General features: G+C 57.4%; 15 protein-coding genes. 5 read left to right on the top strand and 10 right to left on the bottom strand.

Going from position 1 to position 16,206, the window contains the following annotated elements; translation table 11 throughout:
- Positions 1 to 143: 143 nt before the first annotated feature.
- A complete protein-coding gene (locus NE562_RS15405; RefSeq protein ID WP_280963307.1) occupies positions 144 to 842 on the bottom strand; it encodes an N-acetylmuramoyl-L-alanine amidase family protein in 699 nt (232 codons plus the stop codon).
- Positions 843 to 1,401: 559 nt separating this feature from the next.
- Between NE562_RS15405 and speD the strand changes: the two genes are divergently transcribed.
- The 5 genes from speD to nspC all read left to right on the top strand — a co-directional run bounded on the left by speD (position 1,402) and on the right by nspC (position 7,125).
- Positions 1,402 to 2,178, top strand: a complete 777-nt coding sequence (gene speD, locus NE562_RS15400; RefSeq protein ID WP_280963306.1) for an adenosylmethionine decarboxylase — start codon at positions 1,402 to 1,404, stop codon at positions 2,176 to 2,178.
- A 155-nt stretch (positions 2,179 to 2,333) separates the two neighbouring features.
- Positions 2,334 to 3,794 (top strand): aminotransferase class I/II-fold pyridoxal phosphate-dependent enzyme, encoded by a 1,461-nt coding sequence (locus NE562_RS15395; RefSeq protein WP_280963305.1) that lies wholly within the window; start codon positions 2,334 to 2,336, stop codon positions 3,792 to 3,794.
- The gene (gene speE / locus NE562_RS15390) at positions 3,785 to 4,645 is read left to right on the top strand and encodes a polyamine aminopropyltransferase (RefSeq protein ID WP_280963304.1); all 861 of its coding nucleotides are present in this window, start codon (positions 3,785 to 3,787) and stop codon (positions 4,643 to 4,645) included. Before NE562_RS15395 ends, speE begins: the two co-directional genes overlap by 10 nt.
- Positions 4,646 to 5,848, top strand: a complete 1,203-nt coding sequence (locus NE562_RS15385) for a saccharopine dehydrogenase family protein (protein WP_280963303.1) — start codon at positions 4,646 to 4,648, stop codon at positions 5,846 to 5,848.
- Between the two features lie 146 nt (positions 5,849 to 5,994).
- Positions 5,995 to 7,125, top strand: a complete 1,131-nt coding sequence (gene nspC, locus NE562_RS15380) for a carboxynorspermidine decarboxylase (RefSeq protein ID WP_280963302.1) — start codon at positions 5,995 to 5,997, stop codon at positions 7,123 to 7,125.
- 292 nt (positions 7,126 to 7,417) lie between these two features.
- Here the strand turns inward: nspC and NE562_RS15375 are convergent, their stop codons facing one another.
- The 9 genes from NE562_RS15375 to NE562_RS15335 all read right to left on the bottom strand — a co-directional run bounded on the left by NE562_RS15375 (position 7,418) and on the right by NE562_RS15335 (position 16,022).
- On the bottom strand, positions 7,418 to 8,860 hold the full coding sequence (locus tag NE562_RS15375; RefSeq protein WP_280963301.1) for an MATE family efflux transporter: 1,443 nt from the start codon (positions 8,858 to 8,860) through the stop codon (positions 7,418 to 7,420).
- Positions 8,857 to 9,309, bottom strand: a complete 453-nt coding sequence (locus NE562_RS15370) for a MarR family winged helix-turn-helix transcriptional regulator (protein ID WP_280963300.1) — start codon at positions 9,307 to 9,309, stop codon at positions 8,857 to 8,859. Before NE562_RS15370 ends, NE562_RS15375 begins: the two co-directional genes overlap by 4 nt.
- Before the next feature lie 181 nt (positions 9,310 to 9,490).
- Positions 9,491 to 11,158, bottom strand: coding sequence for a sensor histidine kinase (locus tag NE562_RS15365; RefSeq protein ID WP_280963299.1), 1,668 nt, complete (start codon positions 11,156 to 11,158; stop codon positions 9,491 to 9,493).
- Positions 11,155 to 11,847 carry a winged helix-turn-helix domain-containing protein gene (locus tag NE562_RS15360; protein ID WP_419196014.1) on the bottom strand — a complete coding sequence of 231 codons (693 nt, stop codon included), beginning with the start codon at positions 11,845 to 11,847 and terminating at the stop codon, positions 11,155 to 11,157. The genes NE562_RS15365 and NE562_RS15360 overlap by 4 nt, the downstream gene beginning before the upstream one ends.
- A 37-nt stretch (positions 11,848 to 11,884) precedes the next feature.
- Positions 11,885 to 12,520 (bottom strand): phosphate signaling complex protein PhoU, encoded by a 636-nt coding sequence (gene phoU / locus NE562_RS15355; RefSeq protein ID WP_280963298.1) that lies wholly within the window; start codon positions 12,518 to 12,520, stop codon positions 11,885 to 11,887.
- The gene (gene pstB / locus NE562_RS15350; RefSeq protein WP_280963297.1) at positions 12,521 to 13,276 is read right to left on the bottom strand and encodes a phosphate ABC transporter ATP-binding protein PstB; all 756 of its coding nucleotides are present in this window, start codon (positions 13,274 to 13,276) and stop codon (positions 12,521 to 12,523) included.
- A gap of 11 nt (positions 13,277 to 13,287) precedes the next feature.
- Positions 13,288 to 14,169, bottom strand: a complete 882-nt coding sequence (gene pstA / locus NE562_RS15345) for a phosphate ABC transporter permease PstA (protein ID WP_280963296.1) — start codon at positions 14,167 to 14,169, stop codon at positions 13,288 to 13,290.
- Positions 14,166 to 15,038, bottom strand: a complete 873-nt coding sequence (pstC, locus tag NE562_RS15340; RefSeq protein ID WP_280963295.1) for a phosphate ABC transporter permease subunit PstC — start codon at positions 15,036 to 15,038, stop codon at positions 14,166 to 14,168. Before pstC ends, pstA begins: the two co-directional genes overlap by 4 nt.
- A gap of 72 nt (positions 15,039 to 15,110) precedes the next feature.
- Positions 15,111 to 16,022, bottom strand: a complete 912-nt coding sequence (locus NE562_RS15335) for a substrate-binding domain-containing protein (RefSeq protein ID WP_280963294.1) — start codon at positions 16,020 to 16,022, stop codon at positions 15,111 to 15,113.
- Positions 16,023 to 16,206: the final 184 nt, after the last annotated feature.

Here is a 16,206-nt window from a genome sequence, read left to right as displayed (position 1 = left end):
CTCGCGCGAACGCGCGAAATTTACGCTGGGAACGCGCGTTCGCGCGAGATTCTTCAATTCGTTCAGAATGACATTTGGGCACTCTTCTATTTTGCAACAGTTTTTTACAGCCCCTTAAAAGCTTGCTTTTCTCATGCGCAGCGTTACTTTTGCTTTTCCGCCTCTTCCTTTTTCATCTGCTTCCACTGGTCCTCCACCGCGTCGCAGAACTCGTCCCAGCGGTTTGCTCCGATCAGCTTGGCCGGGCACACCTTGCCGGAAAAGTCCTCGTGTTTGCGCAGCGCTTTGGGCTTTAAATCGTATTCCAGCAGCAGGCGCGCGCAAAGCTTTTCGGTGTTTTTCAGCGTTTTTTCGTAATCGCCATCCTCGTTGACGCACATTTCAATGCCGATGCCGTTCATGTTGCCGCTGTTCTTTTCCATGCCGTCGCCCGCGTGAAAGGCGTTTTCATCATCCGGCAGGTGGTGGTATACCTCTTTGTCGTCCACCGTGTAATGCCACGAGCGCAGCTCTTCATCGTTTGAAATATTATGTAAAAAAGCGTTGTGCGCCGAAGCGTTTGCGCCTGCGGAAAAGTTATCGGTCTCATGAATAACCAGATATTTGATCTCCCGCTTCTGGCCGGGCCGCGTCTTGCTGCCCTCTGCCAAAAAATCCTCGTGCACCGGCAGGTCGCCGATATAGGAGATATTTGCATCCTCCTGAATCGGCCTGTCAAAAATGCGATGCACCAGCATGCCCGCCGCAAAAGCGCCTATCACGATCAAAAGAAGCAGCAGCGGGCGCAGGTTCCGTTTCCGCTTGCCGCCGCGCCCCTTGCTGTAAAACCCCACTACTCTCACCAGTACCTACGCTCCCCATTGTTTCTATATGCTACCCATTGTACACCCAAAGTACAGGTTTTTGAAACCCCTTGCTTGTAAACTTTTTGTTTCCGTGTAATTTCTGCGAGAAATCCTTGCAATTTTGTAACCTGTGCTGTATAATAAATGCTACATTGAAACATATGTTTCGATCGGATTGGATAGAGGCAAAGCCTTTGCCAGCAGAATTCTTTGACCGCCCCCTGCACCCGCCGGATTCACAAGGGGAGCCAAGGCCATACGGACAGCCGGGTCAAATGCCGAACATGGCAACTTTGTTGCCTTATTGAATTTTATAAGTTGGCTGTCTAAAAGGCCGTGTGCGCGACGCACATCACGCTTGTGAAACCATCAATAAGAGTAGTAAAAGTAGATTCTTGCTATATAGACTCTTCCTCTGCCACCGAAACCCGTTTGCCCGGCCCCGGCCGGAAAGCGGCAGTGTAGAAATTGCTTGGACCTCAAGAGCAGATGTTTGCTATGCGCACATCCGCACTTGGGGATTTTTTATTTTTTGAAACAGAAAAGGAGCCGGGCGATGCAGAACAAGCTGAAACTTTACGGGTTCAACAACCTGACCAAGGCGCTGTCCTTTAATATTTACGACGTTTGCTACGCGAAAACCGAACGCGAGCAGCGCGATTACATCGCTTATATCGATGAACAGTATAACTCCGAACGCCTGACGGGCATCATGTCCCGCGTGACCGAGATGATCGGCGCGCACGTGCTGCACATATCCAAGCAGGATTACGACCCGCAGGGCGCTTCGGTCACTTTTTTGATCGCGGAGGAGCACATGGTTCCGTCAAGCGCCGCGGCGCTTGAACCGGACACGATCGTGGCCCATTTGGACAAAAGCCACGTGACCGTGCACACCTATCCGGAATACCACCCGGACACTTGCCTTGCGACCTTCCGCGTCGATATCGACGTGGCGACCTGCGGCGAGATCACCCCGCTTTCCACCCTCGACTACCTGATCGGTTCGTTCGATTCCGATATTATCACGATGGACTACCGTGTGCGCGGCTTTACCCGCGATATCGAGGGCAAAAAGCTGTTTATGGATCACCACATCACCTCGATCCAAGATTTTATCGATCCTTCCACGCTTGAACGGTATGACGCGATCGATGTCAACGTATATCAGGCCAACCTGTTCCACACCAAGATGCTGCTGAAAGAAGTCGACCTGCAAAACTATTTGTTCAACACCGATATTTATGAATTGCCGCCCAAGACCCGCCTGAAGATCAATTCCGACCTGCGCCGTGAAATGATCGAAATCTTCAGCGGGAAGAACATCTATTAAAATAATTAGGAATTAGAAATTAGTAGTTAGTAATTAATGGGGATACGCCCAAATTAAACGAGCGCCCACCGCGCAAAGCGTCGCATGCGGCCGACTCGATAATTCCTAATTACTCATTCCTAATTACTCATTAAAAAGAAAGGTGGTTCTCTGTATTGGATCAGTCCCGCGCGCCCATTTTGGAGGCGCTCGAACAATTTAAGTCTATGCGCATCGTGCCGTTTGATGTACCCGGGCACAAGCGCGGACGCGGCAACCCCGACCTGACCCGCTTTCTGGGCGAGCAGTGCATGACCGTGGACGTGAACTCCATGAAACCGCTGGACAACCTCTGCCACCCGTCGAGCGTGATCCGCGAGGCGGAGGAGCTCGCGGCCGAGGCCTTCGGCGCGCGGCACGCCTTTTTGATGGTGGGCGGCACGACCTCCTCGGTGCAGTCGATGGTGCTGGCCGCCGTCAGCCGGGGGGATGAGATCATCCTGCCGCGCAATGTGCACCGCTCGGTCATCAACGCGCTCGTGCTGACCGGCGCCGTGCCGGTCTATATTAATCCGCAGATGAACGACCGTCTTGGCATTTCGCTTGGCATGTCGGTCGCGGACGTGAAGGCCGCGATCGAAAAGCACCCGAACGCCAAGGCCGTTTTGGTCAACAACCCAACGTATTACGGCGTTTGCTCGGATATCCGGCAGATCGCCAAACTGGCGCACGCCGCGGGCATGAAGGTGCTGGCGGACGAAGCGCACGGCACCCACTTTTATTTTGGAGAAAACATGCCGGTATCCGCCATGGCCGCCGGGGCCGACCTTGCCGCCGTTTCCATGCACAAATCGGGCGGCAGCTTGACGCAGTCCAGCTTCCTGCTCTGCGGGCAGAACATGAACCCCGACCATGTGCGCCAATTCATCAACCTGACGCAGACGACCAGCGGCTCCTACCTGCTGATGGTCAGTCTGGATATTTCCCGGCGCACGCTCGCCCTGCACGGCGATCATATTTTCCGCAAGGTGACGAATCTGACCGAGTACGCCCGGAACGAGATCAACCAAATAGGCGACTATTACGCCTATGGCCGCGAGCTATGCAACGGCGACACGGTCTTTGATTTCGACGTGACCAAGCTGGCGGTGAACACGCTCGACCTTGGTCTGGCCGGCATTGAAGTATACGATATCCTGCGCGATTTTTATGATATCCAGACCGAGTTCGGCGACCTTGGCAATCTGCTCGCCTATGTTTCGGTGGGCGACCGCGAGCGCGATCTGGAGCGTCTGGTCGCGGCGCTCAGCGATATCCGCCGCCGCTACAAACGCACCAAGGCCACGCTAATGCGGCAGGAATACATCAACCCCGAGGTGGCCGCCGCCCCGCAGGAGGCGTTCTACGCGGAAAAGCAGTCGCTCTCGCTCGGCGAAACGGTAGGCCAGATCTGCGCGGAATTCGTCATGTGCTATCCGCCCGGCATCCCCATTCTCGCCCCCGGCGAGCGCATCACCGGCGCGATCCTCGATTATATCCGCTACGCCAAGGAAAAGCACTGCTTGCTGACCGGCACCGAGGACCCCGATGTGAACGAGCTGCAAGTCATCAAAGGAGGAAATTCACCATGCATCTGACCTTTACCGAAATGCACACGCCGACCGTCGGCTTGCAGATCGCGGTGGATCGCCAGCTTTATACCGAGCAAAGCGACTTTCAGCGCATCGACGTGTTCGAGTGCGAGGAATTCGGCCGCTTCCTAACGCTGGACGGCTATATGATGCTGACCGAGCGCGACGAATTCATCTACCACGAAATGATGGTGCACGTACCGCTCGCCGTACTTGGTGAACGCGTGCGCCGCGTGCTTGTTATCGGCGGCGGGGACGGCGGCTGCGTGCGCGAGCTTACGCGTTACAATCACATCGACCAGATCGATCTGGTCGAAATCGACGAGCGCGTCGTCGCCGTGTGTCAGGAATACCTGCCCTCGGTCGCTTGCAAGCTTACCGACCCGCGCGTGCATCTGCTGTATCAGGACGGGTTAAAATACATCCGCCATGTGGAGGATGCGTACGATCTGATTATCATCGACTCCACCGATCCCTTCGGCCCCGGCGAGGGATTGTTTACGATGGAGTTTTACGGCAACTGCTACAAAGCGCTGAAAGCGGACGGCGTGCTCGTCAACCAGCACGAAAGCCCCTTTTACAAGGGCGACGCGCAGGCCTGCCAGCGCGCGCACAAGAACATCGTGCACTCGTTCGAGCTGTCCCGCGTCTATCAGGCGCATATCCCTACCTATCCGTCGGGCCACTGGCTGTTCGGCTTCTCCTCGCGCGGCGTTCATCCGGTACGCGACCTGAACGCCGGATGGTGGAACAGTCTGGGACTGGAAACCCGCTATTATAATACGAACCTGCATAAAGGCGCGTTTTATTTACCGAATTATGTACAAAAACTGCTGGAAAAAGTGGAGGAAACCTAAATGGGAAAAGCATTGATCATCGGCTGCGGCGGCGTCGCCTCGGTCGCCATTCACAAGTGCTGCCAGAACAGCGCTGTTTTTGAAGAGATTATGATCGCTTCGCGCACCAAGTCCAAGTGCGATGCGTTGCGCGACAAGCTGGACGGCACGACCACCACCAAGATCCGCACCGCCAAGGTAGACGCGGACAGTGTGGACGAGCTGGTCGCCCTGATCGAGGAGTTCCGGCCCGATATCGTCATGAATCTGGCCCTGCCCTATCAGGATTTGACGATCATGGACGCCTGCCTCAAGACCAAAACGCACTACATGGACACCGCCAACTACGAACCCGAGGATACCGCCAAGTTTGAATATTCTTGGCAGTGGGCCTACCGCGAAAAGTTTGAGCAGGCCGGTATTACGGCGCTGCTCGGCTCCGGCTTCGATCCCGGCGTGACCGGCGTTTTTTCCGCCTATGCGCTGAAGCATGAATTCGACGAGATCAACCGCATCGACATTCTGGACTGCAACGGCGGCGACCACGGTTATCCGTTCGCCACCAACTTCAACCCCGAGATTAACATCCGCGAGGTATCGGCCAAGGGCTCTTATTGGGAAAACGGCCACTGGGTCGAGACCGAGCCCATGGAGATCAAGCGCGAGTATGACTTTGACGGCGTGGGCCGGAAGGACATGTACCTGCTGCACCACGAGGAAATCGAATCGCTGGCGCTCAACATCCCCGGCATCGAGCGCATCCGCTTCTTTATGACCTTTGGCCAGAGCTACCTGACGCATTTGAAGTGTCTGGAAAACGTGGGCATGACCTCGATCGTGCCGATCGAGTTTGAGGGCAAGCAGATCGTGCCCCTGCAATTCCTCAAGGCTGTGCTGCCCGATCCCGCCTCGCTCGGCCCGCGCACGGTGGGCAAAACCAACATCGGCTGCATTTTCGAGGGCAAGAAGGACGGCAAGAGCAAGACCTACTATCTCTATAACATCTGCGATCATCAGGAATGCTACCGCGAGGTCGGCTCGCAGGCCATTTCCTACACCACCGGCGTGCCCGCGATGATCGGCGCCTCGATGATCCTGACCGGCGCGTGGAACAAGCCCGGCGTGCACAACATCGAAGAGTTCGATCCCGATCCGTTCATGGACGCGCTGAACAAATGGGGCCTGCCATGGCAGGAGAGCCATGCTCCCACGCTGGTCGAATAAACCAAAAGAATTCAGGAATTAGTAATTAGTAGTTAGTAATTAGTAATTGATGCGCTATTTCCAAAGGTCAACACTTGCTTTCTAACTCCTAACTCAAAAAATTCCTAATTTCTAATTACTAATTAATCATTAATATAGGTGTTATTATGAAGTTTACCGAGCTTCCCACCCCCTGTTTTCTGATCGATGAAAACAAGATCGTCCAGAATCTGGCCGTACTGCGGGACGTGGCCGAGCGCTCTGGCGCAAAAATACTGCTCGCGCAAAAGGCGTTTTCCATGTATACGTTATACCCGCTGATCGCCGAATACCTGAGCGGCACCACCGCCAGCGGCCTATACGAAGCCCGGCTGGGGCATACGCACTTCGGCGGAGAAACGCATGTGTATTCCCCCGCCTTTGCCCCCGGCGAGTTCGACGATCTGCTGCCCTATGCTGACCATTTCATTTTTAACTCCATGAACCAATGGAAGATCTACGGCAATCGCGCGCGCGCCGCAGGCAAAAGCTGCGGCCTGCGCGTCAACCCGGAATGCTCGACCCAGCCTTCGGAGCACGCGCTGTACGATCCCTGCGGCCCGTTTTCCCGCCTCGGCGTCACAGCCGACCACTTTAAACCCGAGCTGCTCGACGGGCTGGACGGCCTGCACTTCCACACCCTGTGCGAGCAGAATTCGGACGACCTTGTCCGCACGGTCGCCGCGTTCGATTCCCGCTTCGGCAAATTTGCCAAGGATATGAAGTGGCTCAATCTCGGCGGCGGCCACCACATCACGCGAGACGATTACGATATTGAGGTGCTGGTCGAATGCGTCAAGTACCTGCGCAAAAAATATGACGTTGAGGTGTATCTGGAACCCGGCGAAGCCGTTGTACTGAACGCGGGCTATCTGGTCTCCACGGTGTTGGAGATCGTCGAAAACCATGCGCACATCGCGATCTTGGACACCTCGGCCGCCTGCCACATGCCGGATGTGATTGAAATGCCCTACCGGCCGCCCGTCTGGCACGCGGCCAAGCCGCACGAAAAGGCGTTTAACTACCTGCTCACCGGCCGTTCCTGCCTCGCGGGCGACGTGGTGGGCGAATACTCCTTTGACAATATGCTGCGCCCGGGCGATCAGGTCGTGTTTGAGGACATGGCTCTGTACACCATGGTAAAGACCAATACCTTTAACGGCGTGCCCCTGCCCAGTATCGCCCTTCGCCGCGCCGACGGCACGGACGAGATCGTAAAGACCTTCGATTATGAGGACTTTAAGTCCAGACTTTCCTAAACCGTATAAAAACATCCCCACATGTTCGACATGTGGGGATGTTTCAGCGTGTCAGAGAACCCTTCGCGCCGCAGCGCGCATTAAATAGGATTTTGCCGCTCGCGGCAAAATCCATAAAAAGCCGCGACATGTGCGTGGTTTTTTATACAAACCGACTTCAAGTGTGCCTGTAAGGCGCGCGCAGAAGCCGGAATTCTCGATCGAAATGGGGCTTTGTTTCGATCGACAGGCTGTCAAAAATTATTTTTTGACAGCCTGACATCCCCACATGTCGAACATGTGGGGATGTTTTTTATACGGTTTGCACTTTCAGCGTGTCGGCGGCGGTATCCTCCGCGCGTACCTTGGCTTGCAGCTTTTTCATTTCCGGTACGATGAACAGCGCGACGATTACAGCCGACAGAATATCGGCGGTGGGGCCTGCGAACAAAATACCATCCAGCCCAAAGAACATGGGCAGGATCACGATCAACGGGATCAATAGCAGCAACTGCCGCAGCATGGACAGGATCGAAGCCTTGAGCGGCTGTCCGGTCGCCTGAAAATAGTTGGTCGATACGATCTGGAAGCCCGCGCAGAAAATGCCGAACAGGTAAACGCGCAGGCACTTGACCGCAAATTCGGTAAACTGCGGGTTGCCGCCGCCGAATATGCCGACGATTCCATACGGAAACAGCTGGCAGAGCACCCAGCACAGCGAGATGGATACTGTGGCCGAGATCGCGGCGGTCAGATAGGTCTTGCGGATACGGTGAAAGTGGCCCGCGCCCAGATTAAAGCCCAAGATCGGCTGCGAGCCCACGCCGATGCCAATCGCCACGGAGCCAAGGATCATTGTAAACTTCATGACAATGCCCATCGCGCTGAGGGCGACCTCGCCGCCAACCGCGCTTTGATCGCCGTAATGCACGAGCGAGTTGTTCATGACCACCTGCATAATGCAGGCCACGCCCGAGGTAATACCGGAGGACACGCCCAGCGTCAGTATCTTACCGAGCACGCGGCCCGTCGGCCGCCGGAGATAGCGGCGCGTAAAGCGCATATGATCGGGCCGCTTGCCCGCGCGGGAAAAATAGGTCAGCATGATCAGGGCAGACAGGATTTGCGAGGTGATGGTCGCGACCGCCGCGCCCTTGACGCCCCAGTGCAGCACAAAAATGTACAGCGGGTCAAGGATCGAATTGAGCACCGCGCCGATCAAAATGCCATACATGGAAAGGCGCGGGCTGCCGTCCGTTCGCGCCATATTGGATAGGCCTACGCCGATCACGCTGAACGGCGCGCCCAGCAGCATGATCGAGGTATAATCCTTCGCGTAGGGCATAACGGCATCCGTTGCGCCGAACATACGAAGGATCGGCTCCAAAAATACTAGACCGAGCACGGCGCAGGCAATGCCGATCAGTACCGACAGACCAAGCACGCCGGAAAGCGTACGCTGCGCCTCCTCCTCCTCGCCCTGCCCCAGCTTGATGGCCGCGTAGGCGCTGCCGCCCGAGCCGATCATGGTCGCAAAGGCCATTAAAATGGTCGCGATCGGAAAAGAGACCGTTGTAGCGGCGTTGCCGAGATAGCCGACGCCCTGCCCGATGAAGATCTGATCCACAATATTATAGACCGAGTTGACCAGACACGAGATGGTGGATGGAAGCGCAAAGGAAAGCAGCAAGCCGCCGATCGGCTTGTAGCCCAGAGGGTTGCCGGTTTGCAGCGTTTGAGATGCGGTGGTTTTCATGGATTTTCTCTCTCTCCTTCTTCAATATTGCATTGGCAGGCGTTTTGCACAAGACGCGCGAACAGGCTTTCCGCCTGCCTGATTTCTTCCGGCGTCAGCCCTTCCGATATCCGGCCGACCCACTCGCGCCTGCTCTCCGTAATGGCAAGCAGCGCCGGCCCTGCGGCGCTTGTTGTGTAAAGGTGACGCATGCGCCGGTCGCGCGTGTCGACCTCGCTGCGCAGGTAGCCCAATTCCTCCAGCTTTTGCACGGCGCGGGTCACCGTGCCTTTATCGAAACGACCGAGCGCCGCCAGATCGTACATGGTGATGCCCTCGTGCTCGGCGATGCGCGATAGAAAAAACTGCTGTCCGCAGCCGATGCCGAAGGATGCGAGCGCCTGATCGTAAAACCGGTTGCCACACCGGTGCAGGATGGACGCGTATTTATAAAACAGCGGAACAGACATCGTGTTATTCTCCTCTTATAATCCACGAAGTTGCGCGTGCAACTATATATTTATTTTACCATCAACTAGTTGTTTCCGCAACCATTTAAAACGACAGTTTTTTCTTCTCTTTTCTCCGCCAAACTGTGCAGAGCGAAAAAAGAGAGGTACGCTGCTCGCGTGCCTCTCCCCTGTCTTTTTTTTAGTTTCGCTGGATCGGGAACACGATTCGGATTTCCGTACCCTTCCCTTCCTCGCTTTTCAGCGTTACCGCCGCGCCGTGCAGGCCCGCGCCGTGCTTGACAATCGACAGGCCCAGCCCTGTGCCGCCGGTCTGCTTGGAGCGGCTTTTGTCCACGCGGTAAAACCGCTCAAACACGCGCGCCTGATCGGCGGGCGCGATGCCGATCCCCGTATCGCTAACACAGAGATACGGCGCGCCGTTTTCATCGCCCGTCGTCATGGTGACGCTGCCGCCCGGCTTATTGTAGGCAATCGCATTGTCGCACAGGTTGAACGCCATCTGTTCCAACGTCTGCCGTACGCCGGACACCGTGACCGCTTCACCCGCAACGGTGATGGATACGCCGTTTTTTTCCGCCTTTTCCATAAGACGGCCCCGCACGCTTTCGCAAAGGCCGCGCAGCTCGACCGGTTCAAACTGGCTTTGCATGCCGCCCTCATCCAGACGGGACAGACGCAGGATATCCTCGATCAGCCCAAGCAAACGCGCGGCTTCGGTGTGTATCTTGCCCGCGAAACGGCTCACATCCCCGGGTCTGGCCATGCCGGTCTCCACCAGCTCCGCGTAGCCCATGATGCTGGTCAACGGCGTTTTTAATTCGTGCGAAACATTAGCCGAAAATTCGCGCCGTTGCTGCTCGGCCTGCTCGCGCTCGGTCACATCGACCAAAAACAGCACCGCCGCGTGGCCGTCGCCCTCATCCGGGGTGGAATTAGAAGCCAATTCGTAAATGCGGCCGTTTCGCTCCATCCGGCCATGATCGCTGCCGCCGCCCAGCGCTTCGGCCACCGCGTGCAGGTAAGCGGGGTCGCGGCAAAGCGCGGGATAACCGCCGTGCGCCGCTTCTGCCGGGAACAGCGCGCGCGCCGCGCGGTTTTGGAACACCACTTCGCCTTCCGCGGAGAATAGGATCAGCCCTTCATCCATACGCGCGGTGATATCGTCAAATTCGGCTTGCCGCCGCTTTAATTCGTTCATCTGCGTTTCGATACGCCGGTTCTGACGCGCGAGCCGCTGCAATAGCGGCGAAAGCTCGTCATACGCCTTGTTTTTGGTCGGATCGCTCAGATCAAGCGTTTCGATCGGCGCTAAAAATACGCCGGTCAGCCAGCTGGCGAGCAGCGCCGCCGCCAGCAGCGTGAGCAAAAAAACCAAAACGATCAGCGGCGACACCGCGGACAGCGCGCCAAAGGAGCTTTCCGCCGTTGCGGAAAGGCGGAGCACGCTGCCATCCGGCAGCAGGCGCGCCGCGTAATACGTGCGCGTGGACAGCGTTTCGGAAAGGCGGTCGCCTTCGCCCTCGCCGGTTTTCAGTGCCTGTTGTATTTCCGGACGGGAAAGATGGTTTTCCATCTGGCTCGCGTCCGTACGGTTATCGTACAGCACCTCGCCCGTGGCCGAGATCACGGTAAGCCGGTCGGCGTAGCTTTGCCCAATGCCGATAAACGTCTGCTCGGCGCCGCCTTCCTGTCCGGCAAGCTGCTCGATCGCGGCGCACTCATCCCGCAGGCGAGCGCGCACGTCCTCGGACAAGCCAGTATAAAACGCGATCAGCATCATGGACACGGTGAGCGCGACCGCGAGGAACGCGGTTATGAAAATACTGCCGAATACGCGTTTTCTCATGCCTCACCCCGCAGGCGATACCCCACGCCGCGCACGGTCTCGATCATCTCGCCCGCGTCGCCCAGCTTCTGCCGCAGCGTGCGGATATGCACATCGACCGTGCGGGTCTCGCTTTCCGTGCAATAGCCCCAAATGGTTTCGAGCAGCACGTCGCGCGTGAGCACCGCGCCCCGGCTGCGCATCAACAGACAGAGCAGCTCGTATTCCTTGAGCGTCAGGCGAACCTTTTGCCCGTTTACAAAGGTTTCATGCGCGCGCGGGTCCACCGAAACAGGCCCGGCGCGGAGCGCGTCCGCCACGGCTTCGCCCTCGGGCTGGATGCGGCGCAGCACCGCGCGCACGCGCGCGAGCAGCTCCATCATGCCAAAGGGCTTGGCGATATAATCATCCGCCCCGCTGTCCAACCCGATCACCTTGTCATACTCGCTGCCCTTGGCCGTGAGCAGGATTACGGGCAGCTTTTCCGTATCCGGCCGGCGGCGCAGCGCGCGCAGGATGGATACGCCGTCCTCGCCCGGCAGCATGATATCGAGCAGGATCAGGTCCGGCTTTCCCTCGCGCAGCGCCGATGAAAGCGCGTCGCCGTCGGCAAAGCCACGGGCGGGCAGTCCCGAATTTTGCAGGGTGTATACAACAAGCTCGCGGATGCCCTCGTCATCCTCGACGCAGTAAATCAATGCGAATTCCACTCCTTATCCGTTTGCCGCAGCGGCACGTTTCCCGGTCTTACTTATGTTCCCCGGTGATGGAGAATTCTACCCACTCGGCGATGTTAGTGGCGTGGTCGCCGATACGTTCCAAATATTTGGCCACCATCAGCACATCGAGCACCCGCTCGCCGTCCGCGGGGTCCTCGCTGATCTCGCGGATCAGGTCGGTCTTGCATTTATCGAACAAATCGTCCACCACGTCGTCCTGCTCGATCACGCGGCGCGCGAGCGCCAGATCGCGGCGAACGAACGCGTCCAGGCTGTCGGTCACCATCTGTATCGTCGCGCGGGCCATGGGCTCGATATGAACGCTTTGCCGCTTGGTATTTGTCAAATAGGGCACGATCTCCGCGATATCCGCCGCCTGATCGCCGATACGCTCAATATCCGTTATCATCTTGAGCGCCGCCGAGATCAGCCGCAGGTCGGAGGCGACCGGCTGCTGCTGCAGCAGCAGCTTTAGGCATAGGCTTTCAATCGTGCGCTCCATCTGGTCTATCTCGCGCTCGGCCGCGACCGCGTCCGCCGCGAGCGCGGGCTGGCCGGTCACGAGCGCGCGCACCGCGCTGGCGATCGCGTTTTCACACTTCGCGCCCATGACGATCAGTTCGTTGTTCAGCTCCGCGAGCTGTATATCGAATCGGTTTCTCATTCAGCCGAACCTCCCCGTGATGTAATCCTCAGTGCGTTTGTCCCTCGGCACCGAAAACAACGTTTCCGTATCGCCTGTTTCGACGATCTCGCCGAGCAGGAAAAACGCCGTCGTATCCGAAACGCGGGTGGCCTGCTGCATGTTGTGCGTCACCATAACGATAGTATAATCTTTTTTCAGCTCCAGCACAAGGTCTTCGATCTTCGAGGTCGAGATCGGATCGAGTGCTGAGGTCGGCTCATCCATGAGCAGCACCTCGGGCTCGGCGGCGAGCGCGCGGGCAATGCAAATGCGCTGCTGCTGGCCGCCCGACATGGATAGAGCGGACTTTTTCAGGTTGTCCTTGGTCTCATCCCAGATCGCGGCGCGCCGGAGCGAGGTCTCGACGATCTCATCCAGCCGCACGCGGCTTTTCACACCGTGCGTGCGCGGCCCGTAGGCGATGTTGTCGTAGATCGACATGGGAAACGGATTGGGCTTTTGGAACACCATGCCAACGCGTTTGCGCAGCAGGTTCACATCGCCGCTTTTATAAATATCCTCGCCGTCCAGCAAAATGTCGCCCGTGATGCGGCAGCCCTCCACCAGATCGTTCATACGGTTGAGCGAGCGCAGCAGCGTTGATTTGCCGCAGCCCGAAGGGCCGATAAAGGCCGTGATCTCCTTTTCCTTGATGGCAAGGCCGATATCGCGCAGAGCCTGAAACGCCCCGTAAAAGAGGTTCATATCCCTGATCTGTATCTTCTCCTGATTCATAGTTGCCTCCGTTACTTTTTGGTGAGCTTGCGGGCGACGAGCGCGGAAAGCGCGTTCATCAACAGCACGACGAGCAGCAGCACGACCGCGGTCGCGTATGCCTCGTTCATATGCAGGCCCTCGCCCGAGAGCACGTACATATGGATGGCGAGCGTGCGGCCCGACTGCATCAGGCCCGGAATTTGCGCCATGGTGCCCGCGGTGAAGATCAGCGCCGCCGTTTCGCCGACAATACGGCCAATACCGAGTATGACGCCGGACAGGATGCCGGGCATGGCGCTGGGCAGCACGATGCGGAACACCGTGCGCAGCCGCCCCGCGCCAAGGCCGAACGAGCCCTCGCGGAAGGTATCCGGCACGCTCATGAGCGCTTCCTCCGCGGTGCGCATGATCAGCGGCAGGATCATGATTGCCAGCGTCATCGCGCCCGCGAGCAGCGAATAGTTCCAACGCAGGTAGGTGACGAAAAACAGCATGCCGAATAGGCCGTACACAATGGACGGAATGCCGGACAGCGTTTCCGTGGTAATGCGGATAATATGCACCAGCCGGTTGCCGCGCGACGCGTATTCATTCAAATAAATGGCGGTAAACAGGCCGAGCGGCACGGCGATGAGCAGCGAAAGCAGCGTCATTTGCACGGTCGTGATCATCGCGGGCACCATGGATACATTATCCGAGGTATACGTAAGCGAAAACAGCGAGGGCTTCAGATTCGGTATGCCGTTGATTAAGATGTAGCCGATCAGGAACAGCAAAACGGTAAAGGTGATGGCGGCCGCGCCGTATACCAGCCCTTTCTGTACCCTTGCTTTGCCGCGGCCGTACAGCTTTTTTTGTTTTACCGTGGCCGTATGGGCCGCTTTCTTCTTCATTGCGATCTCGCTTGTCATGCATCCTTCCTCCTTTTTAGCACCGAGAAGGTCAGGTTGATGAGCAGGATGAACACGAACAGCACAACGCCGGTCGCGATCAGCGCCTCGCGGTGCAGGCCGGAGGCATAGCCCATTTCAATGACGATATTGGCGGTCATTGTGCGGATACCCTTGAAAATATCGCCCGTGACGCGCGGCTGATTGCCCGCGACCATGATAACGGCCATCGTCTCGCCGATCGCGCGGCCGATGCCGAGCACCACGCCCGCCAGCACGCCCGAGCGGGCCGCCGGCAGCATGACGGAGAATACCGCGCGCTCATGCGTCGCGCCCATGGCGACCGCGCCCTCGTAATAGCTTTGGGGCACGGCGCGCAGCGCGGATTCCGACACGCCGATGATGGTGGGCAAGATCATGATGCCCAGCAGAATGGACGCGGCCAGTATGGAGGAGCCCGAAACATCCCGGCCAAAGACCGGCAGCGCCGCCACCTTGCTGATCAGCGGCACCAGCACGACCATACCGAAGAAGCCGTACACAATGGAAGGGATACCGGCCAGCAGCTCGGTACAGGGCTTGAGCACGCCGTACAGGCGTTTTGGGCAATAGAACGCCATGAAAATGGCGGTGAGCAGGCCGATCGGCACGCCCACGATAATCGCCCCGGCGGTGATGTAGATACTGCCGAGAATCATGGGCAATATGCCGTAAATATCGTTGCCCGGCTTCCACTTGGCGCCCGACAGAAAATCGAACACGCCGATCTCCCGCATCGCGGGCAGGCCGTTTGCAAACAGAAACACACAGATCAGCGCGACAGCGAAGATGGATGCGAACGCGCAGGCAAAAAACACGCCGTGCATTGCTTTTTCGCGGAACTCTTTCATATTTTCACCCCGTATACAGAGGAAAGGGCGAAATCCGTTTTCGCCCTCTCCCTGCGATATACCGTTTTTGCGTTACTGAACGTCGCCCCACTCGGTGACGTTGCCGACATAGATGCTCTTGATCTGGTCCATCGACAGCTCGCTCACCGCGTTCATCGGGTTAACGACGACCGCGATGCCGTCCAGCGCGATGGCGGTGCCGGTCAGCTCGGTCTTTTCCTCGTCCTTCAGTTCGCGCGACGCCATGCCGATGGCAAAGGTGCCGTCGATCGTGCCGGTCATGCCGGAGGTCGAATCAGAGGACTGCAGCTCGATCTTCGCGCCCGTGTTCAGCGCCTGATAGGCTTCGATCAGCTTTTCCATCACCGGAGCGACCGAGGAGGAGCCGCCAACCGTGATCTGGCCGGAGGAGCCGTCCGTCGTAAAAGCTTCCGCCGCGTCGTCCACCGCGATGTACTTGTTCTCCGCGATGACCGCTTGGCCTTCCTTGGACATGATGAAATTCATAAAATCCTTGGCAACGCCGGTCGCCTCGCCCTTCACGGCGACATTGAACGGACGGGCCAGCTTATAGGAACCGGACTTTACATTATCCGTGGTGGCTTCCACGCCGTCTACTTGAACGGCCTTGACCGTGTCGTTCAGCGAGCCGAGCGAAACATAGCCGATGGCCTTTTCATTGGACGCAACGCTGGTGAGCACCGCGTCGGTCTTGCTCGCGATTTCCGCGTCGGCGGTGGTGTTGTCTTCCTTTTCGCCGGCTTCGTTCTTTTCCTCCACGCCGGTCAGCTCGATAAACGCGCCTCGCGTGCCGGAGCCGTCCTCGCGGGAAATCACAGTGATCGCGCCGGATACACCGCCGTCCTCATTGCCGGCGGCACCCGCGCCCGGCTGCTGGGTCTCTGTGCTTGCATCGCTGCCGCAGCCCGCGAGCGCGCCGGTCAGCATCAAAACGGCCAGCAGTAGGGAAATGGATTTTTTCATGGTCAATATTTCTCCTTTTTGATCGTGTACTTGTTTTTCATTACAAATTCATCATACAAAAACAATGTAAAATCAAAAAGCCGCGGTTTGTAAAATGTGTGTAAAGTCATTTTACAATGTAAAATTTCTTGAAAACAGGCATTGCCTATAAAACTTTAAAACACTATATTCCAATAAAAAAGCT

This window comes from Butyricicoccus faecihominis, from assembly GCF_024462775.1.
Lineage (GTDB): Bacteria > Bacillota > Clostridia > Oscillospirales > Butyricicoccaceae > Agathobaculum > Agathobaculum faecihominis_A.
The sequence above is the reverse complement of the archived record's forward strand: the minus strand, read 5'-3'. Positions and strand labels throughout refer to the sequence as shown.